The sequence below is a fragment of the Mycoplana sp. 10N416 genome, assembly GCF_056394765.1.
Genome location: NZ_JBFTIM010000003.1, coordinates 394,691 through 418,693, shown reverse-complemented (window position 1 = coordinate 418,693; position 24,003 = coordinate 394,691). Strand labels below are relative to the sequence as shown.

Annotated in this window: 21 protein-coding genes; 10 read left to right on the top strand and 11 right to left on the bottom strand. The window is 61.7% G+C overall.

Annotated elements, in window-relative coordinates; genetic code table 11:
- Positions 1 to 72 precede the first annotated feature (72 nt).
- From AC1DDS_RS09010 to AC1DDS_RS08975, 8 genes are all read left to right on the top strand, one after another.
- On the top strand, positions 73 to 1,116 hold the full coding sequence (locus AC1DDS_RS09010; protein WP_310417721.1) for a transporter substrate-binding domain-containing protein: 1,044 nt from the start codon (positions 73 to 75) through the stop codon (positions 1,114 to 1,116).
- Positions 1,116 to 2,240 carry an amino acid ABC transporter permease gene (locus tag AC1DDS_RS09005; RefSeq protein WP_477478570.1) on the top strand — a complete coding sequence of 375 codons (1,125 nt, stop codon included), beginning with the start codon at positions 1,116 to 1,118 and terminating at the stop codon, positions 2,238 to 2,240. The genes AC1DDS_RS09010 and AC1DDS_RS09005 overlap by 1 nt, the downstream gene beginning before the upstream one ends.
- Entirely contained in the window at positions 2,237 to 3,316 is a 1,080-nt protein-coding gene (locus AC1DDS_RS09000; RefSeq protein WP_477478569.1) for an amino acid ABC transporter permease, read from the top strand. The genes AC1DDS_RS09005 and AC1DDS_RS09000 overlap by 4 nt, the downstream gene beginning before the upstream one ends.
- A gap of 2 nt (positions 3,317 to 3,318) precedes the next feature.
- Positions 3,319 to 4,020 carry a GntR family transcriptional regulator gene (locus tag AC1DDS_RS08995; protein ID WP_477478568.1) on the top strand — a complete coding sequence of 234 codons (702 nt, stop codon included), beginning with the start codon at positions 3,319 to 3,321 and terminating at the stop codon, positions 4,018 to 4,020.
- Positions 4,017 to 5,006, top strand: coding sequence for a phosphotransferase (locus tag AC1DDS_RS08990; protein WP_477478567.1), 990 nt, complete (start codon positions 4,017 to 4,019; stop codon positions 5,004 to 5,006). The genes AC1DDS_RS08995 and AC1DDS_RS08990 overlap by 4 nt, the downstream gene beginning before the upstream one ends.
- 18 nt (positions 5,007 to 5,024) lie before the next feature.
- Positions 5,025 to 6,347, top strand: coding sequence for an aspartate aminotransferase family protein (locus AC1DDS_RS08985; protein ID WP_477478566.1), 1,323 nt, complete (start codon positions 5,025 to 5,027; stop codon positions 6,345 to 6,347).
- A gap of 72 nt (positions 6,348 to 6,419) precedes the next feature.
- Positions 6,420 to 7,223 (top strand): amino acid ABC transporter ATP-binding protein, encoded by an 804-nt coding sequence (locus AC1DDS_RS08980; RefSeq protein WP_477478565.1) that lies wholly within the window; start codon positions 6,420 to 6,422, stop codon positions 7,221 to 7,223.
- A gap of 43 nt (positions 7,224 to 7,266) precedes the next feature.
- Positions 7,267 to 8,316 (top strand): Ldh family oxidoreductase, encoded by a 1,050-nt coding sequence (locus tag AC1DDS_RS08975; RefSeq protein WP_477478564.1) that lies wholly within the window; start codon positions 7,267 to 7,269, stop codon positions 8,314 to 8,316.
- 57 nt (positions 8,317 to 8,373) lie between these two features.
- On the opposite strand, the gene AC1DDS_RS08970 is transcribed toward AC1DDS_RS08975, so the two are convergent.
- Positions 8,374 to 9,414, bottom strand: coding sequence for a tartrate dehydrogenase (locus AC1DDS_RS08970; RefSeq protein WP_477478563.1), 1,041 nt, complete (start codon positions 9,412 to 9,414; stop codon positions 8,374 to 8,376).
- A gap of 77 nt (positions 9,415 to 9,491) precedes the next feature.
- On the bottom strand, positions 9,492 to 10,877 hold the full coding sequence (locus tag AC1DDS_RS08965) for an aspartate aminotransferase family protein (protein ID WP_477478562.1): 1,386 nt from the start codon (positions 10,875 to 10,877) through the stop codon (positions 9,492 to 9,494).
- A gap of 511 nt (positions 10,878 to 11,388) precedes the next feature.
- On the opposite strand from AC1DDS_RS08965, the gene AC1DDS_RS08960 reads away from it, so the two are divergent.
- Complete coding sequence (locus tag AC1DDS_RS08960) at positions 11,389 to 11,997, top strand: GntR family transcriptional regulator (protein ID WP_477478639.1); 609 nt, start codon at positions 11,389 to 11,391, stop codon at positions 11,995 to 11,997.
- 359 nt (positions 11,998 to 12,356) lie between these two features.
- Here the strand turns inward: AC1DDS_RS08960 and AC1DDS_RS08955 are convergent, their stop codons facing one another.
- Positions 12,357 to 12,863 carry a hypothetical protein gene (locus AC1DDS_RS08955; RefSeq protein WP_477478561.1) on the bottom strand — a complete coding sequence of 169 codons (507 nt, stop codon included), beginning with the start codon at positions 12,861 to 12,863 and terminating at the stop codon, positions 12,357 to 12,359.
- Between the two features lie 300 nt (positions 12,864 to 13,163).
- Between AC1DDS_RS08955 and AC1DDS_RS08950 the strand changes: the two genes are divergently transcribed.
- A complete protein-coding gene (locus AC1DDS_RS08950; protein WP_477478560.1) occupies positions 13,164 to 14,561 on the top strand; it encodes a leucyl aminopeptidase family protein in 1,398 nt (465 codons plus the stop codon).
- A 50-nt stretch (positions 14,562 to 14,611) separates the two neighbouring features.
- Here AC1DDS_RS08950 and AC1DDS_RS08945 read toward each other — a convergent pair whose 3' ends face one another.
- The 8 genes from AC1DDS_RS08945 to AC1DDS_RS08910 all read right to left on the bottom strand — a co-directional run bounded on the left by AC1DDS_RS08945 (position 14,612) and on the right by AC1DDS_RS08910 (position 23,876).
- Positions 14,612 to 16,459, bottom strand: a complete 1,848-nt coding sequence (locus tag AC1DDS_RS08945; RefSeq protein ID WP_477478638.1) for an ABC transporter ATP-binding protein — start codon at positions 16,457 to 16,459, stop codon at positions 14,612 to 14,614.
- A 2-nt stretch (positions 16,460 to 16,461) separates the two neighbouring features.
- Complete coding sequence (locus AC1DDS_RS08940; RefSeq protein ID WP_477478559.1) at positions 16,462 to 17,433, bottom strand: ABC transporter permease; 972 nt, start codon at positions 17,431 to 17,433, stop codon at positions 16,462 to 16,464.
- Between the two features lie 3 nt (positions 17,434 to 17,436).
- Positions 17,437 to 18,288, bottom strand: a complete 852-nt coding sequence (locus AC1DDS_RS08935; RefSeq protein ID WP_477478558.1) for an ABC transporter permease — start codon at positions 18,286 to 18,288, stop codon at positions 17,437 to 17,439.
- A 197-nt stretch (positions 18,289 to 18,485) separates the two neighbouring features.
- On the bottom strand, positions 18,486 to 20,180 hold the full coding sequence (locus tag AC1DDS_RS08930) for an ABC transporter substrate-binding protein (RefSeq protein WP_477478557.1): 1,695 nt from the start codon (positions 20,178 to 20,180) through the stop codon (positions 18,486 to 18,488).
- Positions 20,181 to 20,213: 33 nt separating this feature from the next.
- Positions 20,214 to 20,498 carry a hypothetical protein gene (locus tag AC1DDS_RS08925; protein WP_477478556.1) on the bottom strand — a complete coding sequence of 95 codons (285 nt, stop codon included), beginning with the start codon at positions 20,496 to 20,498 and terminating at the stop codon, positions 20,214 to 20,216.
- Between the two features lie 623 nt (positions 20,499 to 21,121).
- Positions 21,122 to 22,255, bottom strand: coding sequence for an ABC transporter ATP-binding protein (locus AC1DDS_RS08920; protein WP_477478555.1), 1,134 nt, complete (start codon positions 22,253 to 22,255; stop codon positions 21,122 to 21,124).
- Positions 22,252 to 23,040, bottom strand: coding sequence for an ABC transporter permease (locus tag AC1DDS_RS08915; protein WP_477478554.1), 789 nt, complete (start codon positions 23,038 to 23,040; stop codon positions 22,252 to 22,254). The genes AC1DDS_RS08920 and AC1DDS_RS08915 overlap by 4 nt, the downstream gene beginning before the upstream one ends.
- The gene (locus tag AC1DDS_RS08910; RefSeq protein WP_477478553.1) at positions 23,037 to 23,876 is read right to left on the bottom strand and encodes an ABC transporter permease; all 840 of its coding nucleotides are present in this window, start codon (positions 23,874 to 23,876) and stop codon (positions 23,037 to 23,039) included. Before AC1DDS_RS08910 ends, AC1DDS_RS08915 begins: the two co-directional genes overlap by 4 nt.
- Positions 23,877 to 24,003 lie beyond the last annotated feature (127 nt).

Here is a 24,003-nt window from a genome sequence, read left to right as displayed (position 1 = left end):
GCCGGAAAACGCAGCTCGCAGGCAATGGTGCTTGCGGGCCACATCTGAACGCGCATGAAAAAGGGGAAATACGTGAAACTTGCGAATTCATTGAAACTGGGAGTTCTGGCCTGCGCTACCGCGCTTATGGGTGCGATGTCCTTCGCCGGCTCCGCACAGGCTGGCGCGGCGCTCGACGCCATCAAGGCCCGCGGCAATCTCGTCTGCGGCGTCGGCCAGGCCGTTCCGGGCTTCTCCGCACCGGCTGCCAATGGCGAACTCGCCGGCATCGACATCGACTACTGCAAGTCGATGGCCGCCGCCATTCTCGGCGACGCTTCCAAGGTAACCTATCGCCAGGCGTCCTACTCGGAACGTTTCGTGCTGCTGTCTTCCGGCGAAATCGACGTTCTGGCCCACGACACGACGACCACGCTCAACCGTGAAGGCGCCCAGAGCGCACGCTTCGCTTCGCCGAACTATTTCGACGGCTACACCTTCATGGTCTCGAAGTCCCTCGGCGTCGACAGCCCAGACCAGCTCGCTGACGCCACCGTCTGCATCCTGCAGGGTTCGACCTTCGAAGTGAACACCGAGAACTTCTTCAAGTCGCGCGGCCTGAACTATACGCCGCTCGTCCTCAGTGCCTGGGAACAGCTCGACGCTGCCTTCTTCGGCGGCCGCTGTGACGCATTCGGCGGCAACTACGGCAACCTCGCCGGCTCCCGCGCCGGTAACGGCAATGTTGACGACTACATCATTTTCCCGAACTTTATTACGCTGGAGCCCTATGCGCCGGCCGTAAAGAGCGGCGACGAAGAGCTCTTCCTCATCGCCCGCTGGGTCATGTTCGCTCTCGTCGAAACCGAGCGTCTCGGCATCGCGCAGGCCAATGTCGCCGACCTCGCCAAGAACTCGCCCGATCCGGAAGTCAAGCAGCTCCTCGGCACGACCCCGGGCAACGGCAAGGACCTCGGCCTGTCTGAAGACTGGGTCGTCAAGATCGTCTCGTCCGTCGGCAATTACGGCGAGAGCTTCGAACGCAACCTTGGCAAGGCCTCGCCTCTCAAGCTCGACCGCGGTCTCAATGACCTGTGGACGAAGGGCGGCCTCATGTATGCAGCACCGTTGCGTTAATGCGTAGCGAGCGCCTTCAAAACGCGCTGTTTGTCGCGGCAGCTATCGCAGTTTTTGCGTGGCTGTCGCACAATCTTGCGTCCAACCTCGCCGCCCGCGGCGTCAGCATCGACTACGGTTTCCTCTGGAATGCCACGTCGTTCCCGATCGGCGAGTCGCTGATTTCCTTCGGTTCGGGCGACAGCTATTTCCGGGCCCTGCTCGTCGGTCTGCTCAACACCGTCAAGCTGGCCTTTGCAGCGATCGTGCTGTCCACCGTGCTCGGTCTTCTGATCGGCCTTGCGGGACGCACAGCCCATCCGCAGCTCCGCGCCCTCGCGAAAGCCTATATCGAGGTGACGCGCAACACGCCGCTGCTGCTCATTCTCGTCGTCTGCGCCACCGCCGTCCGCGTACTGCCGTCGCCGCGCCAGGCCTGGACCTTCGGGGAATCGATCTTCATTTCGAGCCGCGGCCTCTACATTCCGACGGTGCTGGTCGGTGATGCCGGACCAATTCTGGCCGCCATCACTGTGCTCGCCCTTGTCTGCGGCTTCCTCTTCTGGCGCATCATGGTGCGCCGCCGTAACGAGATGGGCCATTTCCCGCGGCCGGCGACCAGCGGCTTGTTCCTCTCGATCGCCGCATTTGTCGGCGTCATCGTCTATGCGCTTGGCTGGGGCGAAATCCAGAAACCGACGCTCATGGGCTTCAATTTCCGCGGCGGCATGGGCATGACGCCGGAATATCTGGCAATGCTCGGGGGGCTTTCGTTCTATACGTCCGGCTTCATCGCCGAGATCGTCCGCGGCAGTCTCGCGGCGCTGCCGAAGGGCCAGTCGGAAGCGGCTCATTCACTGGGTCTCAGCCCCCTGTTGACGCTCTATCTGGTGCTGGCCCCGCAGGCGCTGCGGCTCATGCTGCCGCCACTCGCAAACCAGTATCTCAACGCCATCAAGAACACGACGCTGGCCGTTCTCATCGGCTATCCGGACCTGGTTTCCGTGGGCAACACCGCACTCAATCAGACCGGCCGGGCCATCGAGACCGTGTCCATCTATCTGCTGATCTACCTGTCGCTCAGCCTGATGACCTCCGCGGTCATCCGCTGGCTGGAAAAGCGCGCGCAATTGGTGAAGTCATGAGCGAAATTACCGCGGCACTCCCCCGCCCCTCCAATGGCGGCCTCACCGGCTGGCTGCGCCCCTATTTCCATCCGTGGCCGCACGCCCTGCTGACGGTGGCGATTACCGGCAGCCTCTTCTACCTGCTCGCGCGCTTCTACCAGTGGACCGTCACCGACGCGGTCTTCGGGCAGGCGTCGCCCGAAACCTGCCGTGCGGCGGCTGGCGCCTGCTGGGCCTTCCTGCACGAGCGCTACCACATCATCCTCTTCGGCAGCTATCCGGCCGACCAGTACTGGCGGCCGACGCTTGCCGTCGTGCTAGTGCTCGCCATCCTCATCCTCAGCGGCTTCCGCCGCTTCTGGAAACCGGCCCTCGCGCTCGCCTGGATTGCGGTTATGGTGATCAGCCTGATCCTGATGGGCGGCGGCATCTTCGGCCTGCCTTCGGTTTCCACCAGCCGCTGGGGCGGCCTGCCGCTCACCGTCGGCCTGTCGGCCTTCGGCATCGTGCTGGCTCTTCCACTGTCGGTCTTCATCGTGCTTGGCCGCCGGTCCAAGGCTGCCGTGATCCGTCGCTTTTGCTCGCTCTATGTGGAAATTGTACGCGGCCTGCCGCTGATCGCGGTGCTGTTCATCGCCTCGACAATGCTGCCCTTCCTTCTCCCGGGCGGCAACCTCATCGACAATATTCTGCGTGCGCAGGTGGCGCTGATCCTGTTCCAGGCGGCCTATCTCGCCGAGGCGATCCGCGGCGGTCTCGAAGCCGTGCCGCGCGGCCAGTCGGAGGCCGGTCACAGCCTCGGCCTTTCCAATGGCCTGATCTCCCGCCTGATCGTGCTGCCGCAGGCTTTCCGCATCGCCCTGCCCGCGATCATCAATACCTTCATCGAGTCCATCAAGGACACGACGCTGATCAGCATCATCGGTCTCATCGACGTGCTTGGCGGAGCACGCGGAGCGATCGCCGACGGTGCCTGGTTGGGCTTCTATCGCGAGGCCTATCTCGTCGTCGGCGGCGCCTTCTTCGTCTTCTGCTTCATCCTCTCCATCCATTCCCGCCGCCTTGAGCGGGAGTTCGCCAACGAGAAGCATTGAGGATGGACGGCAAGGAGATATCGCAGGCGGACGGGGGCTTCATGCAGACCTACAAGACGCTCGTCCAGGATACGCTCAACGAGCAGATCTACCAGCAGATCAAGGAAAAGCTGATCATCGGGGAATTCCGCCCCGGTGACCGGCTGGTCCTGAGAAACCTCGCTTCCGCCCTTGGTACCAGCGTGGTTCCCGTCCGCGATGCGCTCCAGAAGCTCGAAAGCCTTGGGGCATTGCGTCTTGAACGCACCTTCGTCGTCCCCCGGCTGACCATCGCGGAACTCACGGAAATCCGCGATATCCGCGTCGCCCTCGAAGGCCTATCAGCCGCCCGCGCGGCACGGGCAGCAACGCCCGAGACCCTCGCGGGCCTGCGCGTCCATTTCGACGCCATGACCGAGGCTGCGCACGCCAACGACACCAGCCGGTTCCTGCGCGCCAATGCCCGCTTCCACCTGCATATCGCTGACATGAGCAACTCGCCGATCCTGCGCGACATGATCGAACCGCTGTGGCTGCGCATGGGTCCCTCGGTGCGCCTCGCCAAGGCCGAGCCCGGCAAGCTGACCGACGCCATTCCCGACCACGAGACGGCATTTGCGGCAATAGCTGCAAACGACGCCACTGGTGCCCGCAAGGCCGTGGTGTCCGATGTCGTCAACTGTTTCGGTATCCTTGCGGATGCCTTCCAGGGAGCGGACGAATGACCGCGCGTTTCGACACCGCCGAAGCTGAGGCCGTCGTCCTCCGCCATTTCGGCGTCAGTGGTCGCGCGAGCGAACTTGGCGGCGAACGCACCCAGAATTTCCGCATCCGAACGCCAATGGGCACTACCTTCACGCTCAAGGTCTCGGACCCACAGGAGAGCGCGGACGGCACTCTACTTGAAAGTGCCGCACTTCAGCACATAGAGCACGCCGCCCCGAACATAGCCGCGCCGCGTGTCGTGCCCGCCCTCACCGGCGAAGGTTCCGTTTTCCTCGGGGCCGAGGACGGCCGCTACCTGCGACTGCTGACCTACGTCGAAGGCACGCCGTTTTCCTTCATCGACGCACCGACGCCGGCGCTGCGCCATGCCATCGGAGAGGCCGTCGCTCGCCTCGACGCGGCGCTCGCAAGCTTCGACCATCCCTTCTCGCGCCAGCGCGATCTCATCTGGGACGTCAAGAACATCGCGCGCCTGCGCCCCTCCCTCATACTGATCGACGAGAAGCGCCGGCCGCTTGCCGAGGCGATGCTCGACCGCTTCGAGACGGTCGCGAGACCGCATATCGCCGTGCTGCCCGCGCAGGCCGTGCATAGCGACATGAACGGCCAGAACATCCTCGTCGACAGCGATGCGAGGGATCGTCTTGCGGGCTTTCTCGATTTCGGCGACCTCGTCCACGCGCCCCGCCTCGTCGATCTCGCCGGCGCGGCGCTGCTGCAGGTTCGCGCTGACGAGGACGATCTGCAAAATGCCGCCGACGTCATCCGCGCCTACCACCAGGCCTCGCCACTGCAGGATGTTGAGATCGAGCTTCTGCCTGAATTCATGATCGCGCGCTGCGTCATCAACGTCGTGGTCACGGAATTTCTTGCGGACCGGGACCCGGCCAACCGACCCTATATCATGAAGAACAACCCCGCCTCCTGGATGCGGCTGGAGCGGCTGTCGTCGCTTTCGCGAAATCCATTCAGGAACACCCTCTAGAGAACGAAGGTGCATGCCATGAGCGTACCCGTGATGATCAATGCGTTCGACAGCAAGAACGCCGCCAACCTGGACGAGCGCACGCGCGACCTCGTGGAGCGCCGCCAGCGCGTTCTCGGCCAGCCCTATCGCATGTTCTACGAGGAGCCGGTCCACTTCGACTGGGCAAGCGGCGTGCGTCTCTACGATGCTGCGGGCAATGCCTATCTCGACGCCTATAACAACGTGCCCTGCGTCGGCCATTGCCACCCGCGCGTCGTTGCGGCCATCGCCGAGCAGGCCGCGCGGCTCAATGTGCACACGCGCTATCTCGACGAGAGCATCGTCGGCTATGCCGAGCGGTTGCTCGGCCATTTCCCTGCCGAGACCAACCGGCTGATGCTGACCTGCACCGGCAGCGAGGCCAACGACCTTGCTCTGCGCATCGCCCGCAACCACACCGGCGGCACCGGCTTCATCGTCACCGCCAATGCCTATCACGGCATCAGCCACGCGATTGCCGCCATGTCCCCCTCACTCGGCCTGAACGTGCCGCTGGCCGTGGACGTGCGCACCGTCGCAGCCCCCGATCCGCGCCTTGCCGGTTCACCGGAAGAGGTCGGCGCCTTCTTCGAGCGTGAGGTGCGGGCGGCCATTGCCGACATGCAGCGCCACGGCATTCGTCCCGCTGCGCTTCTGGTGGACACGATCTTCTCCAGCGACGGCGTCTTCGCCGAGCCGGCCGGCTTCCTTGCCGGCGCAGTCGACGCGATCCGCGAGGCGGGCGGCCTCTTCATCGCCGACGAGGTGCAGGCGGGCTTCGGCCGCATGGGTTCGCACATGTGGGGCTTTCAGCGTCACGGGATCGTGCCCGACCTCGTTACCATGGGCAAACCCATGGGTAACGGCTACCCGATCGCCGGCGTGGTGGCGCGCGAGGAGGTGCTGGAGCGTTTCGCCCGCGAAGCGCGTTACTTCAACACCTTCGGCGGCAATCCCGTCGCTTGCGCCGCCGCCACCGCCGTCCTCGATATCATCAGGGACGAGGACCTGCTGGCGAATGCGTCCAGCGTCGGTTCGTATATGAGGGCCGGCTTCGAGGCGCTGGCAAGTCGCCACGCCGCCATCGGCGAAATCCGCGGCCAAGGTCTGTTTCTCGGCGTCGATATTCTGAGCGCTGACGGTTCGCCCTCCCCCCGCATAGCAGGCGACCTCGTCAATGCCCTGCGTCGCCGCCGCGTGCTCATCAGCGCATCGGGACCGCTCGGCCATGTCCTGAAGATCAGGCCGCCGCTGCCCTTCTCCATCGCCGATGCGGACGAACTGGTGCAAGTCTGCGACGAGGTGCTTGCGACCCTTTGAGCCGCATAGCGTGGAATAAAGATCAACCGCGCCGCCGAGGAGGCAAGGCGCGCAATGCAGGAGGATGCTCGAATGGCGGGCGAAAATATCATACGTGCCGACGATCTTCACGTCGACACCACGAAAATGCAGGTCTCGGCGACCGATGTCGCCATCGCGATCGAAAAGATGCACAAGTGGTATGGCGAGTACCATGTTCTCAGGGATATCGACCTCAAGGTCATGAAGGGCGAGCGCATCGTCATTTGCGGCCCCTCGGGTTCCGGCAAGTCGACGATGATCCGCTGCATCAACCGCCTTGAAGAACACCAGAAGGGCCGGATCGCCGTCGACGGCATCGAACTCAACGATGACCTGAAGAAGATCGACGAAGTGCGCCGAGAGGTTGGCATGGTGTTCCAGCACTTCAACCTCTTCCCACACCTGACGATCCTCGAAAACTGCACGCTTGCCCCGATCTGGGTACGCAAGGTTCCGAAGAAGGAAGCCGAAGAGATCGCGATGCACTATCTGAAGCGCGTCAAGATTCCGGAACAGGCCCACAAGTATCCCGGCCAGCTTTCCGGCGGCCAGCAGCAGCGCGTGGCGATCGCCCGTTCGCTCTGCATGAAGCCGAAGATCATGCTCTTCGACGAGCCCACCTCGGCACTCGATCCGGAAATGGTGAAGGAAGTGCTCGACACCATGGTGTCGCTCGCCGAGGAAGGCATGACCATGCTGTGCGTGACGCACGAAATGGGCTTTGCCCGCCAGGTCGCCAACCGCGTCATCTTCATGGACCAGGGCCAGATCGTCGAAGAAAACACGCCCGCCGCCTTCTTCGACAATCCGCAGCACGAGCGGACGAAGCTCTTCCTCAGCCAGATCCTGCACTAGGATCGCACCATCACATCACAGACAGCCGCCAAGGGGAGCATTCATGCAACGATACCGTTATACGGACCTTATGGAATTCTCCACGCGGCTGCTCAACCGCGCTGGCCTTGCACACGAGCGGGCGGAAACCGTCGGCTCGCTGTTCCTCGAGGCCGATCTGCTCGGCTACTCGACCCACGGCATGCAGCGCTTGCCGACGAATGTCGAGTGGCTGCTCAGCGGAGAAACGCGCCGGGACGGTGTCCACGAGGTTCTGAGCGCTGCACGCAGCAGCGAGGTCTGGGATGCACAGTTCTTGCCCGGCCCGTGGATCACGGCCAAGGCGGTGGACCGCGCCTGCAACATCGCGGAGGCGGAAGGGACCGGAACCGTGGTCATCCGCCGGGCACAGCACATCGCCTGCCTGGCGAGCTACCTGGAACGCGCAACTCGACGCGGCATCATGGTGATGATCACGGCGAGCACGCCAACCGAGGCGGTCGTGGTGCCTCACGGCGGATTGAGCCGAGTCTTTTCCTGCAATCCGATTGCCGCAGGCATTCCGACAGACCGGGATCCCATTCTGATCGATACGACGGCCGCGATGTCCGCGCAGGGACCTTTGAACCGCAGCTACCGGCTCGGGAAGAAGCTGCCGCTGCCCATGATCGTCTCGCAAAGCGGAGAGATCACCGACGATCCTGCCGAATTCCTCGAGAGAGATGGCGGCATCCTGCCCATCGGAGGCGCCGGGCAAGGATACAAGGGCTTCAGCATCGCCCTTCTCACCGAAGCGCTTTCCGGGGCGCTCGGTGGTTTCGGCCGTGCTTCGCAGACGGGTGACAGCGAGGCAAATGGAGTCTTCGTACAGGCGATCGACCCCGCCCATTTCGCTGGCCGTACAGCATTCGAACACGAAATGGGGAAGCTTGCCGAGCAATGCAGAGCGAGTGCGGTGGCTCCCGGCCACGAGCCTGTGCGCATTCCCGGAGATCGATCGCTTGCCCTGAAGCGCGACCAGCTCGAAAACGGCGTTGGGCTCATCGATACGATCGTTGAGGACATCCGGCCGTGGGCAATAAAGCTCGATTGCCCCTTCCCCGGCGCCATCTGAAAGTTCGTGGCGCCTCCACCGTTTCAAGGACGAGGAAGTGCCACGGCTTCAATAGTCTCAGTCGAACGAAGCGAGGACGGCGGCTGCGATGGTATCCGTCTTGTCCTGGCCCGGCGCAACGCCGATTCCCCGCGCGGTCGTCCGCTCGATGGCGGCCATGACGCGGGCCGCGGCATCGCGCTCGCCCAGATGATCGAGCATCATGGCGCCGGACCAGATGGCGGCGATCGGGTTTGCAATACCGAGATGGGCAATGTCAGGCGCAGAGCCGTGCACCGGCTCGAACATCGAGGGCGCGCTTCGGTCGGGATTGATGTTGGCCGAAGCGGCAAAGCCGAGCCCGCCTTGGATCGCCGCGCCGAGATCGGTCAGGATGTCCCCGAAGAGGTTCGAGGCGACGACGACGTCAAGGCTTTCCGGCGCCATCACCATACGGGCCGCCATGGCATCGATATGATAGCTGGTGACTTCGACATCGGAATATTCGGCCGCGAGTTGCCGGGTGATCTCGTCCCAGAACACCATCGAATATTTTTGCGCGTTGGACTTGGTGACGGAAGCGAGCTTGCCGCGACGGGTACGGGCCTGCTCGAAGCCGAAACGCAAGATCCGCTCGACGCCCGTGCGCGTGAAGATGGAAGTCTCCACCGCCACCTCGTCCGCCGTGCCCTGATGGACGCGGCCCCCCGCGCCGGAATACTCACCTTCCGTGTTCTCGCGGATGCAGAGGATATCGAAGCCCTCGGCCCACAGCGGCCCCTTGACACCCGGCAGGAGGCGATGCGGCCGGATATTGGCATACTGTACGAAGGCCTTGCGGATCGGCAGCAGGAGACCGTGCAGCGAAACGGAATCGGGAACTTCGGCCGGCCAGCCGACAGCGCCGAGCAGGATGGCGTCGAAGGCACGCAGCGTCTCGATGCCGTCGGTCGGCATCATCGCGCCGGTTTCCCTGTAGAAGGCGCAGGACCACGGCAGCGTCGTGCCCGCCAGCCTGAAATCGCTGCCTGCAGCCTTTTCGAGAACAGCCCAGGCCGCTTCGGTCACGGCTGAGCCGATGCCGTCGCCAGGAATGAGCGCGATCGAATAGGTCTTCATGGGATTGGTTCTCCGGGTCAGGCAGGTAAAAGATGGAAGAACAGAGCGCCGCGATCGACGCGGCGCTCTTCAATGCGTCAGTTCAGGTCTTCGGCGGCGCACCACTGCGCGGTGTCGTCGAGCGCCTTGCGCAGACGGTTCACGGTCTCGTTCACCTGCTCCTCGTTGATGACGAGCGGCGGGCAGAGCGCGACGACGTCGCCGATGGCGCGGACGATCAGGCCGTGCTCATGGCCGGCCGCAAACGCGCGAGCGCCTGCCTTGCCGGCTGTGGCGAACGGACGGCGCGTCTCCTTGTCTGCAACCATTTCGATGCCGGCGATTAGGCCCGCACCGCGCACTTCGCCCACCAGCGGATGGTCTGCCAGTTCCGCCAGGCGTGCCTGAAAGATGCAGCCCATGCGGGCGGCGTTGCCGATAAGGTCACGCTCTTCGATGATCTTGAGGTTCTCAAGACCGACGGCAGTCGCGACTGGGTGACCCGACGCGGTAAAGCCGTGTCCGAAGGTGCCGATCTTGGCCGTGTTGTCGGCGATCGCATTGTAGACCGCTTCGGTGAAGACGACAGCGGCGAGCGGCATGTAGGACGAGGTCAGTTGCTTGGACATGACCATGATATCAGGCGTAAAGCCATAATGTTCGCAGCCGAAGGTCGTGCCGAGACGGCCGAAGCCACAGATCACCTCGTCGGCGATGAGCAGGATGTCGTACTTGCGGCAGAGCGCCTCGATACCCTTCCAGTAGCCGGCCGGCGGAGGCATGACGCCCCCTGCAGCCATCAGCGGCTCACCGATAAAGCCGGCAATGGTTTCCGGGCCCTCCTCGAGGATCACCGCTTCGGCTTCGGCAATCAGGCGCTCGGTGAACTGCGCCTCGGTCTCGCCCGGCAGGCCGTAGCGATAATAGTGCGGGCAGGTCAGATGGCGGACCGGGATGGCCGGAAGGTCGAAGTCGCGGTGGTTGTTCGGCAGACCCGTCAGGCTGCCTGAAGCGATGGTAATGCCGTGGTAGCCGCGCGTGCGGGCGAGGAACTTCTTCTTCTGCGGCCGGCCGAGCGCATTGTTCATGTACCACACCATCTTGATCATGGTGTCGTTGGCTTCGGAACCGGAACTGGTGAAGAAGACGCGGGTCAGCGGCTCGGGCGTCATCTCGACGATCTTCTCGGAGAGACGGATGGAGGGCTCATGCGACTTGTGGCTGAACGTATGGTAATAGGGCAGCTTGGCCATTTGTTCGGCCGCAACCTTGACTAGACGCGGCTCGTCAAAGCCGATGGCAACCGACCAGAGACCCGCGAGGCCTTCGATATACTCCTTGCCCGCGTCGTCATAGATGTAGATTCCCTTGCCGTGGTCGACGATTAGCGGACCCTGGCGCTCATGCGCACGGGCATCCGTGTAGGGATGCAGGGTTGTCGTGATGTCCGCGTGGGCCAAAGAATTGGAGAGCTTGCCGCTCATGGTCTGTTCCTCCTTGGGGCGTTTCCGCGAGTGCGCGGAACCCCGGCGGCGGAAGCAAGGCCTCCGCCGCTCGCATGTTTGTCTTGACATCCTCGCGGATGACCGTTCGGGAACTGAAGGCGGCCTGACAGGCGCCCGCCTTCAGCGGTGGCAGTGGCACGCCGCACGCTCGCCCGTCATCGCCCCGGAAATCCGGCGCGATAGCGTCGTCGAAACGGCTCGATGACGATTTGCGACAGATGAAGCCTGAACGCGACTGCAATCTCGGCAACGCGCGCCTAGATTGTGGTGGCGTCCTATCCTAGAATGGACCGCTTCCGGCTAAAGAAGGCACTGTCCTTTCTTCTGTCTAGTGTTATAACACAACGAACATGCCTTCCCATGTTTTTGGTGTCAAGCCACATGTTGGGTGTTATGACGAGTTGCGCACAAAGGGAGAGCCTAATTGACGAGCCGTGAAATCCCGTATGATGGGGCCAACGCGCCGGAACTGTCTCCGGTTTCCCGGGACATGTTGCACGAGCAGATCTACGAGATGCTGAAGCGCAACCTGATGATGGGGCGCTTCATGCCCGGGCAGAAGCTTCCCCTGCGAGGGCTGGCAAAAAGCCTCGGCACCAGCCTGATGCCAGTCCGTGACGCGCTCCAGAGATTGGAAAGTGTCGGCAGCGTTGTATCAACGCCCAACAGAACGATGATGGTGCCGATCTTCACCAGCAAGCAATTGCAGGATATCCGCATCTTGCGCTCGATCCTTGAAAGCGCCGCACTTGAGCGTGCCGTAGAAAACCATACGGACGAAGAACTCGGAAGGTTGAAAGTCCACGTCATCGATATTTGCCGCTCGGCGGAAATTGACGATCTCGACCTCTTCCTCGAAGCCAACTACCACTTCCACATGCTGATCGCCGAAATGAGCCGCCTGTCCTTCATCGGCCAGCTTCTGGAACCGCTGTGGATGCATATCGGGCCGTCCGTACGTCACTCGGTACCCAACAAAACGCTCTTCCATAGTTCAGCTCAGAACCACAAGGACGTCTACGACGCGATCGTCGCAGGAGATGCAAAGGCCGCGAACGAAGCGCTCCAGCGAGACATTTCTGAAGGCTACAATTTTTGAAGCACCTCTCACCACCTTGGCGATGTATCCGTATGCATCAGAGACTAACACCAGCTCCCACCCGTCGATGAGAGGCTGGAATCGCCGGAGCGAGTTCTCGTCAAACTAGCCATCGGGCTGGACGCAGAGGCGATAGTCTTGAGAGGATTCGGACCGCAGACCACCCGCGGCGAATAGCTATGTCCCTACAATTCTTGTCTTCGTTGCTCGCCGGCACGGGGGCGCATAGCCGCTCGATCGAGTTATTGGAGCCGGAACATTTTCCACAACTCGCTCAAATATCAGCATGCGCCGCTATTTTCAGCATGGCATGTTCCGTATTGGGCGGCTCGAGCAATTCATCTGTTGCTCAATCGCCTTCACTTCCACTCGTAGGATCGCTCCATGCAATGCGGCCGTTCCGCGACAAGGGCAGATGAATTTATTGTCGCTGCCGCAAACTGCAGCGCATCTGCTTCGTCATTGAACCCAATGAAAACCATCAGCATCGATCGGGCCAATGGCTGCCCTTTTTTTCGATACGAGAAATTCACTGCGCAGTGTGGGTACCGTGCATCAATTACACTCGACCCTTTAGGTCCGTTTGTCTCGACCGTCAGGGCAAGGAACTGACCGAGGGCAAAAAACCGATCAATCGCCGAGAAGGCCGATGCCTGTGAAATCTGCTGATTCGCCCCTGCAGCGGAGCGCCCATAGTACAGGCTGTCTGTCTGACCTTTGCGCCTTGTCGTCTCGTAGACGATGAGGCCACCGGCTGCGGCCAACTCCAGCCGAACATTGAAGGTTTGAAAGTCTTCAGGACGGCGATCCAGCTCGGAAAACAACGCCCTCAAATTCGCGATATAGTCAGCGTATAGCGCTATCATAGAGCCTCATCTGGTTCCAAGGTCGGTGCCGAACATATCGCGTCGTCGGGTCACTATCTCGATCTCGGTCAGAAGGCAACGCTGTTGCCCTGACGACTTGGACCTCGTTCCGTCGCTGTCACGTGCCTCCTTTCCAATTGCAACCGCCAAGTTTAAGACGGTGGGCAGCACAAACAAATACAAGGTCTGTGAATGTCAATCTCGCTCAGTCTACTCACCGGTTCTGACGCTGTTGCGCCGGCTTCCCCCGTAATCGTAGCGCTACGCCTTGACGGCGGCTTCGGCAGGCGTGCAGCGGCCTTGGACGAACAGACCGGCGGCATGCTCAGCCGCGCATGCGCCAGCCCACGTTGCAAAGGCGAGTCAGGCGAGATCATCGATCTGCTGGCGCCGGTCGGCGTATCTGCGCGCCGCATCATCGTTCTGGATCTGGGGTCAAAGTCGAAGATCACTGCGCTTTCTGCAATGAAGGCCGGCGCTGAACTGGCCAGGAGACTGGAGACGGAAGCCGAGTCAGCTGCGACATTGCTGGCGGATCAGGTGACGGATGCTGCGTTCCCGGCAGGCGAAATCATGGCGCGCCTGCTGTTGGGCATGCGGCTAAGAAACTATCGCTTCGCGCTCATGTCGAAGCAGGAAACCGCGCATGATATCGCGCTGACCCTTGTATCCGACGAGGTTGACCAGGCAGCCATCGACAGGCTGTCTGCGGTTGCCGATGGCGTGAGTTTGGCGCGCACGCTTGTGAACTATCCCGCCAGCCATCTGCACCCCGACAATTTCGGCGACCACCTCTCGCCCCTTCGCGAAGCCGGAATCAAGGTCGAGGAATTGTCGCTCGCCGAACTCGAACGTCTGGGGATGGGGGCGATCCTCGCTGTCGGCAACGGCTCCGACCGCAAGCCGCGCCTGTTCGCGCTCACCTATCGGGGCGAAGGTGCAACCGGCAAGCCGTTGGCCCTGGTCGGCAAGGGCATGTGCTTCGATGCAGGTGGATTGTGCATAAAGACCGGCCCGCAGATGTTCACCATGAAAGCGGATATGGGCGGCGCGGCCGCGGTGGTCGGCACCATGCTGGCTCTGGCGCGTCAGAAGACATCCGTCCATGTGGTCGGCGTGTTGGCCGTTGCAGAAAACATGCTTTCCGGCAACTCCTACAAACCGGGTGATATCGTTACGACCATGTCGGGCCGGACGGTTGAGGTATACGACACCGACTGCGAAGGCAGAATGGTGCTGTCGGATGCGCTGCATTACACGGCGACGCGTTTCGACCCTTGTGCGATCGTCGATCTGGCCACGCTGACCTATTCGGTGATGCGCGGGCTCGGTCATGCCTTCGCCGGCCTCTTCGCCACCCATGACGAACTGGCCCAGGGCCTTCTGGCGGCCGGCGAGAAGACGGGCGAACGATTCTGGCGCCTGCCGCTCGACGCGGCCTATGACGAGGGCCTCCGTTCCGATGTGGCCGATCTGCGCCAGCATTCGCGCGATCTTGAAGATGGCGATGCGCTCTTTGCGGCAGCTTTTCTGAAGAATTTCGCTGAAGGCCGTCCGTGGGTGCATCTCGATATCGCCGGCAAGGAACTGATCGGCGAGGATCGGCTCCTGGCGCGGGCGGGCGGCGCGGGCTTCGGCGTACAGCTTCTGGAAGAATGGATCACCAGCAATAGCGCAGGCTTGCGAAAGCTGGGCTGATCAGAAAACAGAAAGGGCGGCTAGAGCCGCCCTTTTCGTATCAACATCGATCAGCCGTCGACCCGTATCAGATGTCCGGGCGATATTTCCCTGTAGCGCCGCTCGGGGGATACGAAGTCAAGCGGACGCAGGGGCGTGCGCAGTTCGTTGATCGGCTGGTTTCGCCGCAGGTGCCTGCGGGAAGGATCCGGCACGGTCACCGCCCCGATCAGCCTTTGTGTGTAGGGATGCTGCGGCCGCTCAAGTATCTCGGCCCGCGGCCCGATTTCGACGATCTCGCCAAGATACATCACGGCGATGCGGTGGCTGATACGCTCGACCACGGCAATATCGTGCGAGATGAACAGAAACGCGATGCCCATTCTGTCCTGGATATCGAGGAGCAGGTTCACCACCTGCGCCTTGACCGAAACATCCAGCGCCGAGACGGACTCGTCCGCTATGATCACCTTCGGGTCCAGCATCAGCGCCCGGGCTATGCAGACGCGCTGGCGCTGCCCGCCGGAGAATTCGTGCGGATAGCGTTCAAGCATCGACGGTGAGAGATCGACCTGCTCCATCAGTCTGACGGCTTTGGCCCTTGCCTCTTCCGCGCTGCCCAGCCCGTGCTCGCGAAACGGCTCCACCAGAGCGTCACCGACCGTCATGCGCGGATTCATGCTCGCAAGCGGATCCTGCGGGATCATCTGGATTTCGCAGCGCTTGCGGCGCATCGCTGCCGCTGGGAGCTTGAACAGTTCGTCATCGTCAAGACGGACGCTGCCGGTCGAGTGATTGTTGAGCCGAATGATCGATCTGCCGGTCGTCGACTTGCCACAGCCGGATTCACCGACCAGAGACAGTGTTTCACCCGCAAAGATCGAGAACGAAACATTCTCCACCGCATGCACACGCGCAATACGTCGGTTGAGCATACCGCCGCGGACATCGAAACGTGTCACGAGGTTTCGCACGTCCAGAAGCGGCCGGCTCATATCCGGTTGCCGCTCCAGGGGTGCAGGCGCACTTATCTCGCCGGTTCCCATGTCGACTTCCGGAAAGCGCAGCGGGGCCGGCTCTCCCTTCATACTGCCAAGCGTCGATACGCTTGCCAGCAATGCCCTTGTATAGATTTCGCGCGGATTGGCGAATATCTCCGCGGTCGGCCCCTGCTCCACCGGGTTGCCGCGATACATCACCACGGTACGATCGGCCATTTCCGCCACCACACCCATGTCATGAGTGATGAAAAGCATGGCCATGCCGTACTCGGCCTGAAGGTCCTTCAGCAGATCCAGGATTTCTCCCTGCACCGTCACGTCAAGCGCAGTCGTCGGCTCGTCGGCGATCAGCAGTTTCGGGCGCGAAGCGAGAGCCATGGCAATCATGACCCGTTGTCGCATCCCCCCCGAAAAGGCATGCGGATAGTCATCCATCCGTTGCGCGGCATTGGGGATGCGAACCCGCTCCAGCAGCGCGATCGCTTCCTTGCGTGCCTCAGACTTTGGCAATCTGCGGTGGGAGGTCAGCGCCTCGATGATCTGTTCGCCCACCCGATAGATGGGGTGCAGGCTGGTCATCGGCTCCTGGAAGATCATCGCGGCGGTCTGGCCGCGAATGTCCCGGATCATCCCCGCCTCGTCGAGCTTGAGGATATCCTTGCCATCCAGGACGATCTCGCCTTCCAGCCGGCTGGTCGCCGGATCGAGCAGCCGCATGATCGACAGCGACGTCACGCTCTTGCCCGACCCGGATTCCCCGACCAGCGCCACGGTCTCACCGGCGGCGATCTCAAAGGACAGGTCCTTGACCACGCGGTTCCATTTGCCCCGCGCCCCCAGAAAGGAAACGTTGAGGTTGCGGATCGACAGCATTGCGCCCTTCTGTGCCGGCAAGGCGGCATCTTCCTTCAAGGCCATCTTCATGCCCGCCTCATTCTCGGATCAATCAGGATACAGACGAAGTCGACCAACGCATTGGCGATCACCACGAAGAACGAGGCATAGAGCACCGTCGTCATGATCATCGGCAGGTCGAGGACCTTGAGCGCCTGATAGGTCAGGCGGCCGACGCCGTTGATGCCGAATACCACCTCCGTCAGCACCGCAGCACCTCCGACGAGCACACCGAAATCCATTCCGAACATGATGACGATGGGGATGATGGCGCTGCGGGTCGCATGCTTCAAAAGTACCGTGCGCCCGGTCAGGCCCTTCGCGCGAGCCGTGCGGATGAAATCCTCCTGATAGGTTTCGATGATGCCGGTCCTCAACATCCGTCCGTAGAGGCCGATATAGAGGAAGGCCAGCGTCAGGCAGGGGAAGATCATCGACTTGAACCATAGACCTGGATTTTCCGACAGCGGCGTATAGCCGAGCGCCGGCACCCAGGAAAAGGCCCATGTGTCATGGAAGCGGCTCTGGGTGACAAGGTTCACCATTTCGCCGACCCAGAAGACGGGCATCGCGACGGCCATCATCGAAATTCCCATCAGGATCTTGTCCGGCCAACGGTCCTTGAAGGCTGCCGCGAGGACGCCCGTCAGAGTGCCGCCGAGCATCCAGAGGATGGCCGCGCCCGTGACCAGCGAGAGCGTCGCGGGTGCTGCCGCCATGACCGCGGGAATGATTTGCTGGCCGCGGTTCGCAAAGGAGGTGAGATCCTGTGTCACGAACAGCCGTTTCATCATCAGCCCGTATTGGACATAGATCGGCCGATCGAAGCCGAAGTCCTTGCGGACCGCCTCCACAGTCTCCTGCGCGGCGTTGCGCCCGGCAATGCGCGCAGCCGGATCGGAACCCGGCGTCGCGAAGAAGATCAGGAAGGTGATGACGGAAAGCCCGAACATCACCGCCATCATGCGCAAGAAGCGCGAGAGAATTGCTGCAAGCATGGCTCAGCGTCCCCGAGCGGATTTGGGATCGAGAACGTCGCGCAGCACGTCACCCAGCAGGTTGAGCAGCAAGACCGTCACCATGATGGCAATGCCTGGCGCCATGGAAACCACCGGACGCGAGTAAAGCAGGGATTGTCCATCCTGCAGGATCGTGCCCCAGCTGGCGTTCGGCGGCTGCACGCCCACCGACAGGAAGGACAGGGAGCTTTCCGTGACGATGTTCAGCGCCATCAGCATCGGGGCGAAGACGATCAGCGTCGTGGATACATTCGGCAGGATATGCCGCCACAGGATACGTGCAGGCCTGATGCCCAGCGCACGCGCGGCCAGGACGAATTCGCTCTGGTTCAGGGCGAGAACCCGTCCCCGGATCGGGCGGGCGACATAAGGCACATAAACAAGGCCAATGATGAGGATCGGCACGATCACGCTGCTCGACGATATTTCGAAGGGGCCTAAGTGAAAACTTCGGCCGATCATCACGATGGAGAGAGAGATGGCCAGAAGATAGACCGGAAAAGCCCAGATGATGTCGATGACATTGGAGAGCACGCCATCCACCACGCCGCCCAAATAGCCGGCAGCGATACCGACGATCGCGGCAATCAGCAGGCACAGCACCGTCGAGGCGCCCGCGATCAAGAGCGAGTTGCGTCCACCGTAAAGCAGGCGTGCCGCCACGTCGCGCCCTTGCGTGTCGGCGCCCAGGAAATACTGCCCGCTCCAGGTCGGACCGATCGGTGTGACGCCGAGGCCCAGCCCTTCGGTCGACGGCTGCATGACGGGAACGCGTTTGCCGTCCAGTTCGATTTTCGCCGACAGGCCGGATCGGAACGGATCCGCTTTGGACATGTATTCTGCGTAGACCGGCGCCATTAACGTGGCAATGACAATCAGCAGGAGAAGGCTTGCCGATATCACAGCAGTGGGGCTCGCGAGCAGCCCCTCGAGGACGCGCCTCCAGGGGCCTCGACGTGACCACCCTTCATCCCCGGCCGAAATGGCCGGGGACAGAGCGGTCTGCTCGTTCGATGGGATTGTCATTTCCTTCACTGAACCCAGGAATTCCCGACCAGCCAATGGAACTGGCTGGAGAACTGGTAGTTGCCCAGGCGCGTGGAGTTCAGATCGACATCCTTCGGCGTGAAGAGCGGGACGGCCGGAGCCAACGCCATCATGTCACGGTCGATCTTGCCCCATTCCTTGTTCGCCGCTTCCAGATCGGTTGCGGCCAGCGCCATTGCGGCCTTCATGCGATCGTCGAGCGGCTTGTCGCAGATGCCCGACATGTTGACCGAAGAATCCGAGCCCGGCGTGAAGCTGTCGCAGCCGAACAGCACATTGAGGAAGTTCGACGGCGCCGGATAGTCCTGATACCACTGCGTCACCGATATCTGCACCTTGTTATTGGTGTTCTGGATATAGGTGAACTGGATATCGCCCGAGATGGATTGAACGGTGGCATCGTAGCCGAGATCCGAAAGAACGGTCTGCAGATAGGTGCCGACGGCGCGCGATGTTGCAGTGTCGTCACTGACGACGGTCACCTTCTGGCCCTTGGTGCCGGATTCCTCGACCAGCGCACGCGCCTTGTCCATATCCGGAGCGCTCCACTCGGTGCCCGGGTTGGCGGTGTAGTCGCAGTGAGGATCAAAGCCGGGCATGTCCGGCGGCAGGATGGTGCAAACCGGTGACGCCAGAGCGGGGCCGCCGAACAGGGAAACGAGCGCATCGCGATCGACAGCATAGTTCAATGCCTGCCGCACCCGCACGTCGTTGAACGGCGCGAGATTGGTGTTCATGGGCGCATACCACCAGGCGTTCAGTGGCGAAACGCGTAGCTGGTCGGGGTTGCTCACACTCAGCTCGGCGAGGCGATCCGTCGGCACCGGCTCGTACATCCAGTCGGCCTGGCCGTTGAGGATGGCGTTGACGGCCGCTTCTTCCGTGCCGCCGAAGGTATATTCGATACGGTCCGGATAGCCCTTCGGCTGGGCGTCCTTGCTCCACTCGTTAAAGTGCGGATTGCGCACCATGATGAGCGAGGCGTTCGGATCATAGCTTTCGAACATGTAGGTGCCCGTGCCGGGGATCGGCGCATTGCCGGCATCCTTTGCCACCGTGTCGGCGGGCATGATCGACGCATGCGGCACCGCCAGTTTGTAGAGGAATTCCGCATCCGGAGCGACGAGATTGATCGTCACGGTGCTGTTGGCGGCATCGGCCACGACGCCACCTTCGAGCGTGCAGGTCTCGGCCTCGGCAAGGCATTTGTCGGCACCGACGATGCCGCTGTAGAAGCTGCCCGAAGTCGGGCTGCTAACCTTGAAGATGCGCTGCAAGGACGCCACGACGTCATCGACCGTCAGATCCTTGCCATTGGAGAACTTGATGCCCTTGCGCAGCTTGAATGTATAGCTCCGGCCGTCGTCGGAAAGCGTCGGCATTTCCTCGGCCAAATCCGGTACAACTTCTGCGCTTTCCGGACCGGCAACCTTCTTGAAGGCCATCAGGCCATCGTGCGTGTAGATGTAGAGAGGCCAGTAGCGCGCCGTGTAGTTGATGTGCGGATCGAGCGTTCCCTCGGAGGAGACGCCCAGCAGTTTCATCGTGCCGCCGTAGTGGGCAGCGTCGGCGTCCTGCGCCTGCGCCGGCTGGAAAGCTATGCACAGCGCAAGCGCTGTCGCACCGAGAAGCACCCGGCCGCGCGCAGCAAGACCGCTCAGCTTTTGGGTTTCGTCCATATTATTCTCCCTCTTGGATAAATACGTGTTTGTTCAATTGCCTATCCGACCAGCGGCCGGAAATTTACGCCCTAATCTCTTGTCGCACGCCGGCAAGCCGCCGAACAATTTCATGCAATCTTTGAATTCTTCGACGCGGGACTGCGACTGGAATCGAGGAGAGGTGATCGGAGAAAAGCTGGCCGCTGCCAGTGTGGCTTTGTCGCACGCATCGGAGATGAGCAGCGTGCGCACATCGATCAGATACAGCCGATCGATTTCGGCCCAGCCAAAACCCGGATGATTGCTGCCAACCTCGCTTGTAGTGACCTCCCCCACAACCTGGGATCATATTCTCGGTAACCCGAAGGATTGGCAAGCGACTAAGCCGTTGTAAACAGAAATTTTTCCGTCGCACCCAGCGTTAGGTGGGGTCGCCTTGGGTTAGGTTGGGTCGCCTTGGACCTGGACGATTTCATCGAGAACATAACCGCTCTGACAAAGGCGCGCATTCGGCCGAACGGTCTGAACGCAAGTCAAAAAAAATGGGCCAGCGAAAATCGCGGCCCATAAAGTGTGAAGGTAATTTGTACCTCCAGAGGGAACAGCTGGTGCGGCGGCACTGGGAGGAAAACCGCCATGTGCATCAGCTGTAGGCGTTATGCCGGAATTTTGACCAATTGGAAAACATTTATTGTGCAACGCAGCTATGCAAATGCTGCAACCGCTATTGTACAGACGCGCGACATCCGGCGAACCTGACAGAGATGGGCGCCAGGCGCCAGGCCCACTCCGACACGGCCGCAACGAGACATCGATCCTGCGCTCGGCAAGCAGATCCTTCGACATGCCGCCGCCTAAGTGGGAACCGATGACAGAGCCAAACAACGTGAGAAGCTGAGACGAGCGGTTCTGGCGTGCGAGCTTGCGCCGCTGTTCAGCAGCACGCAGATCGACGGAAGCTACAGCCCTGCCTGGCAAGCCGGAGTGCGTTCAGGCCGGACGACGATGCCGGCCTGCATCGGCCATTGCAGTTGGCAGGGCCCGCCATTGCCTATGGCATCTTCGTTCTGCCCGCTTGTGATCACCATGCGTTCGATCCCTTGAACGTCCCGGAAACGCAAATAGGTGACGACGCCCAGAAACTCCGTGCTGACGAGTCTTGCCGATATCGCATTGGTGCCTTGCTCGGCGCTTTGCCCTTCGGGTGCTATGCGAATGGCCTCCGGTCGCACACCAATCAGCACTCGATCGCCCTCCAGGATGCTGTCCGCAAGCGGTACCTTGACTGATAGGTCCTCCCCAATGGCAACATCCATGAAGCCATTCGCCCGCTTTCCCGCGATGCCATCGAAATAGTTCATGTAGCCGATGAAGTCGGCAACGAAGCGGCTGTTCGGCCTGTGGTAGAGTTCGGCGCCGGTGCCGATCTGGGCAATCCTGCCACGGTCCATGACAGCGATGCGGTCAGCGATGGCGAGCGCCTCTTCCTGGTCATGGGTGACGATGATCGCTGTGATGCCAACCTTCTTTAACAGGCTTCGCAGTTCGGCGCGCATGCCCTCGCGCAGTTTCTTGTCGAGTGCCGAGAGCGGCTCGTCGAGCAGGAGGACGGACGGTTCCGTCGCGACGGTGCGGGCGATGGCGACCCGCTGCTGCTGCCCGCCCGAGAGCCTGGCGGGATAGGCATCGCGCAGGTTGGTCAATTCCAGCATGGCGAGGCTTGCGTTGAGAAGCGCGTCCCGCCGCGCCGCCGGCATCTTCTTCATGCGTAGGCCGAACGTCACGTTGTCCGCGACGGTCATATGCGGAAAGAGCGCGTAGTTCTGGAAGACCATGCCGACGTTGCGCCGGTAGGGTGGCACCCCGGTCATCGTTTTTCCGCCGACGGAGATCTCCCCCTTGAGCATCGGCTGCAGTCCGGCTATGGCGCGCAGCATAGTGGTCTTGCCGCAGCCGCTGGGTCCAAGCAGCGCCACGATCTCGCCGGCCTCGATATCGAGGCTCACCTCGTCGAGGATACGCTTGCCCTGAAGATCGACGGTGAGCCCCGCCAGAACCACGCCGCGCTTTGCGAGATTGAGCGAATAGGTCATCTGACCAACCTTTCCAGACCGATCCACTTTTCCATGAGATAGACCGCGAGCACGCCACCCAGCATCATCAGCGTCGAGAGCGCAGCGACCGTGGGATCATTTTCCGTGCGAATGTATTGATAGGCGGCCACGGGCAAGGTCGGGCGATTGCCGACCAAGAACATCGTGGCGGTGAAATTATGAAATGACATGACGATCGCGAAGACCGCCGCGCCGAGCAGGCCCTTGCCCAAAAGCGGCAGGGTGACATGCAGGAAGGCCTGATGCGGCCGGGCACCCAACAGCATCGCCGCGCTTTCCAGGTTGGGGTCCATGCCCTGCAGATTGGCAACGACAAGCCGAACGACATATGGGAGCACGATCAGGGCGTGCAAGACGATCAGAACCGTCGTGTTGGAGATAAACAGGACCGTGTTCGCCCACAGAAGCATCGCGATACCCATGACGATCTCCGGGACGAACAGCGGGGCCATGACGAACACGCTGGCTGCCTGGCGCCCGAGGAAACGGAAGCGCACAATGGCAAGCGATGCGAGCACTCCGAGCACCATGCTGATGACGCAACTGGTGGCGGCAAGCAGCAGGCTCTGCCTGAGCCCTACCGCAAAGCTCGGCGTGCTGAAGACGTTGACATACCACTTCAGCGAGACGCCGCTCGGAGGAAAGGCAAGTGTCGCAGCGCTGTTGAAGGAGATCACCAGAATGAGCAGGTTGGGCAGCGCCATGAACAAGAGGACGCTGAAGGTCGCGATCTGGAGGGTCGAAGGTATGAAACTGCGCGTCATCGTTGGAAACGCCTATGGAAGCGATCGCCGGCTACTGTGAGGGCGAGGATGGCGATGGCGGAGATCAGGAACAATATACCCGCGGCAGCTGAACCGAGCGGCAGGTTACCGAGATTGATGGACTGATCGAAGATGAAAACCGCGATCATGTCGACCCGACCACCGCCCAGGAGCATCGGCGTAACGAAGGAGTTCAGCGACAGCAGAAAGCTAAGCATCGTCCCGGCCAGTATGCCCGGCACGCAGAGCGGCAGGGTGATCAGCATGAAGACCCGCCAGGGCGCCGCGCCAAGCAGCGCCGCCGCTTCCTGTAAGCGCTTGTCGAGCCGGGCGATAACGCCATTGAGCGACAGGATCATATAGGGCAGGATTCCGGAGATCAGACCGACCAGAACGCCGAATTCGTTGAACATCAGCCGGAGCGGTTCGTCGGTCACGCCGAGCCAGAGCAGCAGCTTGTTGACCAGCCCCGTGCGCCCGAGAATGAGCACCAGACCGAACATCTTGAGCACATAGTCGCTGAGGAACATCGCCAGCAGCGCCGCAAAGATCAGCTTGCGCTGGCGGGGCGAAGCCTTGGTTTCCATGTAATAGGCCGCGGGAAAGCCGAAAACCAGCGCTACCGCCGTCGCCACCCCTGCCAGCCACAGCGAGGAAGTAAAAAACTGGCGATAAGACGCATTGGTCGCCAGGCTCTCATACTGGGCGAGGCTGACGCCGTTGCCCGTTCCATCATCGAGGCTCCAGCCGAGCACGGACGACAGGCCCATCAACAGCGCCGCGATCAGGACGAGCGACGGGGCTACCAGCAGATAAGGCACGAGCCTTTGTCTCATGGATCTGGCACCGGCTCATGGGGCGCGATCTGGCAAGCGGCGCGATGCTTCGCCTGCCAAACCACGCCTTCGGACGAAAAGGGGGCTGACGGCATTGCCATGCCGGTCCCGCCTGCACGACGAAGAT

Excerpts from the sequence above, each read along its gene's own strand:
- AC1DDS_RS08960 (WP_477478639.1), top strand. The coding sequence starts at position 11,389 with ATGTTGCACGAGCAGATCTACGAGATGCTGAAGCGCAACCTGATGATG.
- AC1DDS_RS08965 (WP_477478562.1), bottom strand. The coding sequence starts at position 10,877 with ATGAGCGGCAAGCTCTCCAATTCTTTGGCCCACGCGGACATCACGACA.
- AC1DDS_RS09005 (WP_477478570.1), top strand. The coding sequence starts at position 1,116 with ATGCGTAGCGAGCGCCTTCAAAACGCGCTGTTTGTCGCGGCAGCTATC.
- AC1DDS_RS08955 (WP_477478561.1), bottom strand. The coding sequence starts at position 12,863 with ATGATAGCGCTATACGCTGACTATATCGCGAATTTGAGGGCGTTGTTT.
- AC1DDS_RS08930 (WP_477478557.1), bottom strand. The coding sequence starts at position 20,180 with ATGGACGAAACCCAAAAGCTGAGCGGTCTTGCTGCGCGCGGCCGGGTG.
- AC1DDS_RS08915 (WP_477478554.1), bottom strand. The coding sequence starts at position 23,040 with ATGACGCGCAGTTTCATACCTTCGACCCTCCAGATCGCGACCTTCAGC.
- AC1DDS_RS08935 (WP_477478558.1), bottom strand. The coding sequence starts at position 18,288 with ATGTCCAAAGCGGATCCGTTCCGATCCGGCCTGTCGGCGAAAATCGAA.
- AC1DDS_RS08920 (WP_477478555.1), bottom strand. The coding sequence starts at position 22,255 with ATGACCTATTCGCTCAATCTCGCAAAGCGCGGCGTGGTTCTGGCGGGG.
- AC1DDS_RS09000 (WP_477478569.1), top strand. The coding sequence starts at position 2,237 with ATGAGCGAAATTACCGCGGCACTCCCCCGCCCCTCCAATGGCGGCCTC.
- AC1DDS_RS08945 (WP_477478638.1), bottom strand. The coding sequence starts at position 16,459 with ATGGCCTTGAAGGAAGATGCCGCCTTGCCGGCACAGAAGGGCGCAATG.
- AC1DDS_RS08990 (WP_477478567.1), top strand. The coding sequence starts at position 4,017 with ATGACCGCGCGTTTCGACACCGCCGAAGCTGAGGCCGTCGTCCTCCGC.
- AC1DDS_RS08995 (WP_477478568.1), top strand. The coding sequence starts at position 3,319 with ATGGACGGCAAGGAGATATCGCAGGCGGACGGGGGCTTCATGCAGACC.
- AC1DDS_RS08970 (WP_477478563.1), bottom strand. The coding sequence starts at position 9,414 with ATGAAGACCTATTCGATCGCGCTCATTCCTGGCGACGGCATCGGCTCA.
- AC1DDS_RS08985 (WP_477478566.1), top strand. The coding sequence starts at position 5,025 with ATGAGCGTACCCGTGATGATCAATGCGTTCGACAGCAAGAACGCCGCC.
- AC1DDS_RS08910 (WP_477478553.1), bottom strand. The coding sequence starts at position 23,876 with ATGAGACAAAGGCTCGTGCCTTATCTGCTGGTAGCCCCGTCGCTCGTC.
- AC1DDS_RS08980 (WP_477478565.1), top strand. The coding sequence starts at position 6,420 with ATGGCGGGCGAAAATATCATACGTGCCGACGATCTTCACGTCGACACC.
- AC1DDS_RS08975 (WP_477478564.1), top strand. The coding sequence starts at position 7,267 with ATGCAACGATACCGTTATACGGACCTTATGGAATTCTCCACGCGGCTG.
- AC1DDS_RS08940 (WP_477478559.1), bottom strand. The coding sequence starts at position 17,433 with ATGCTTGCAGCAATTCTCTCGCGCTTCTTGCGCATGATGGCGGTGATG.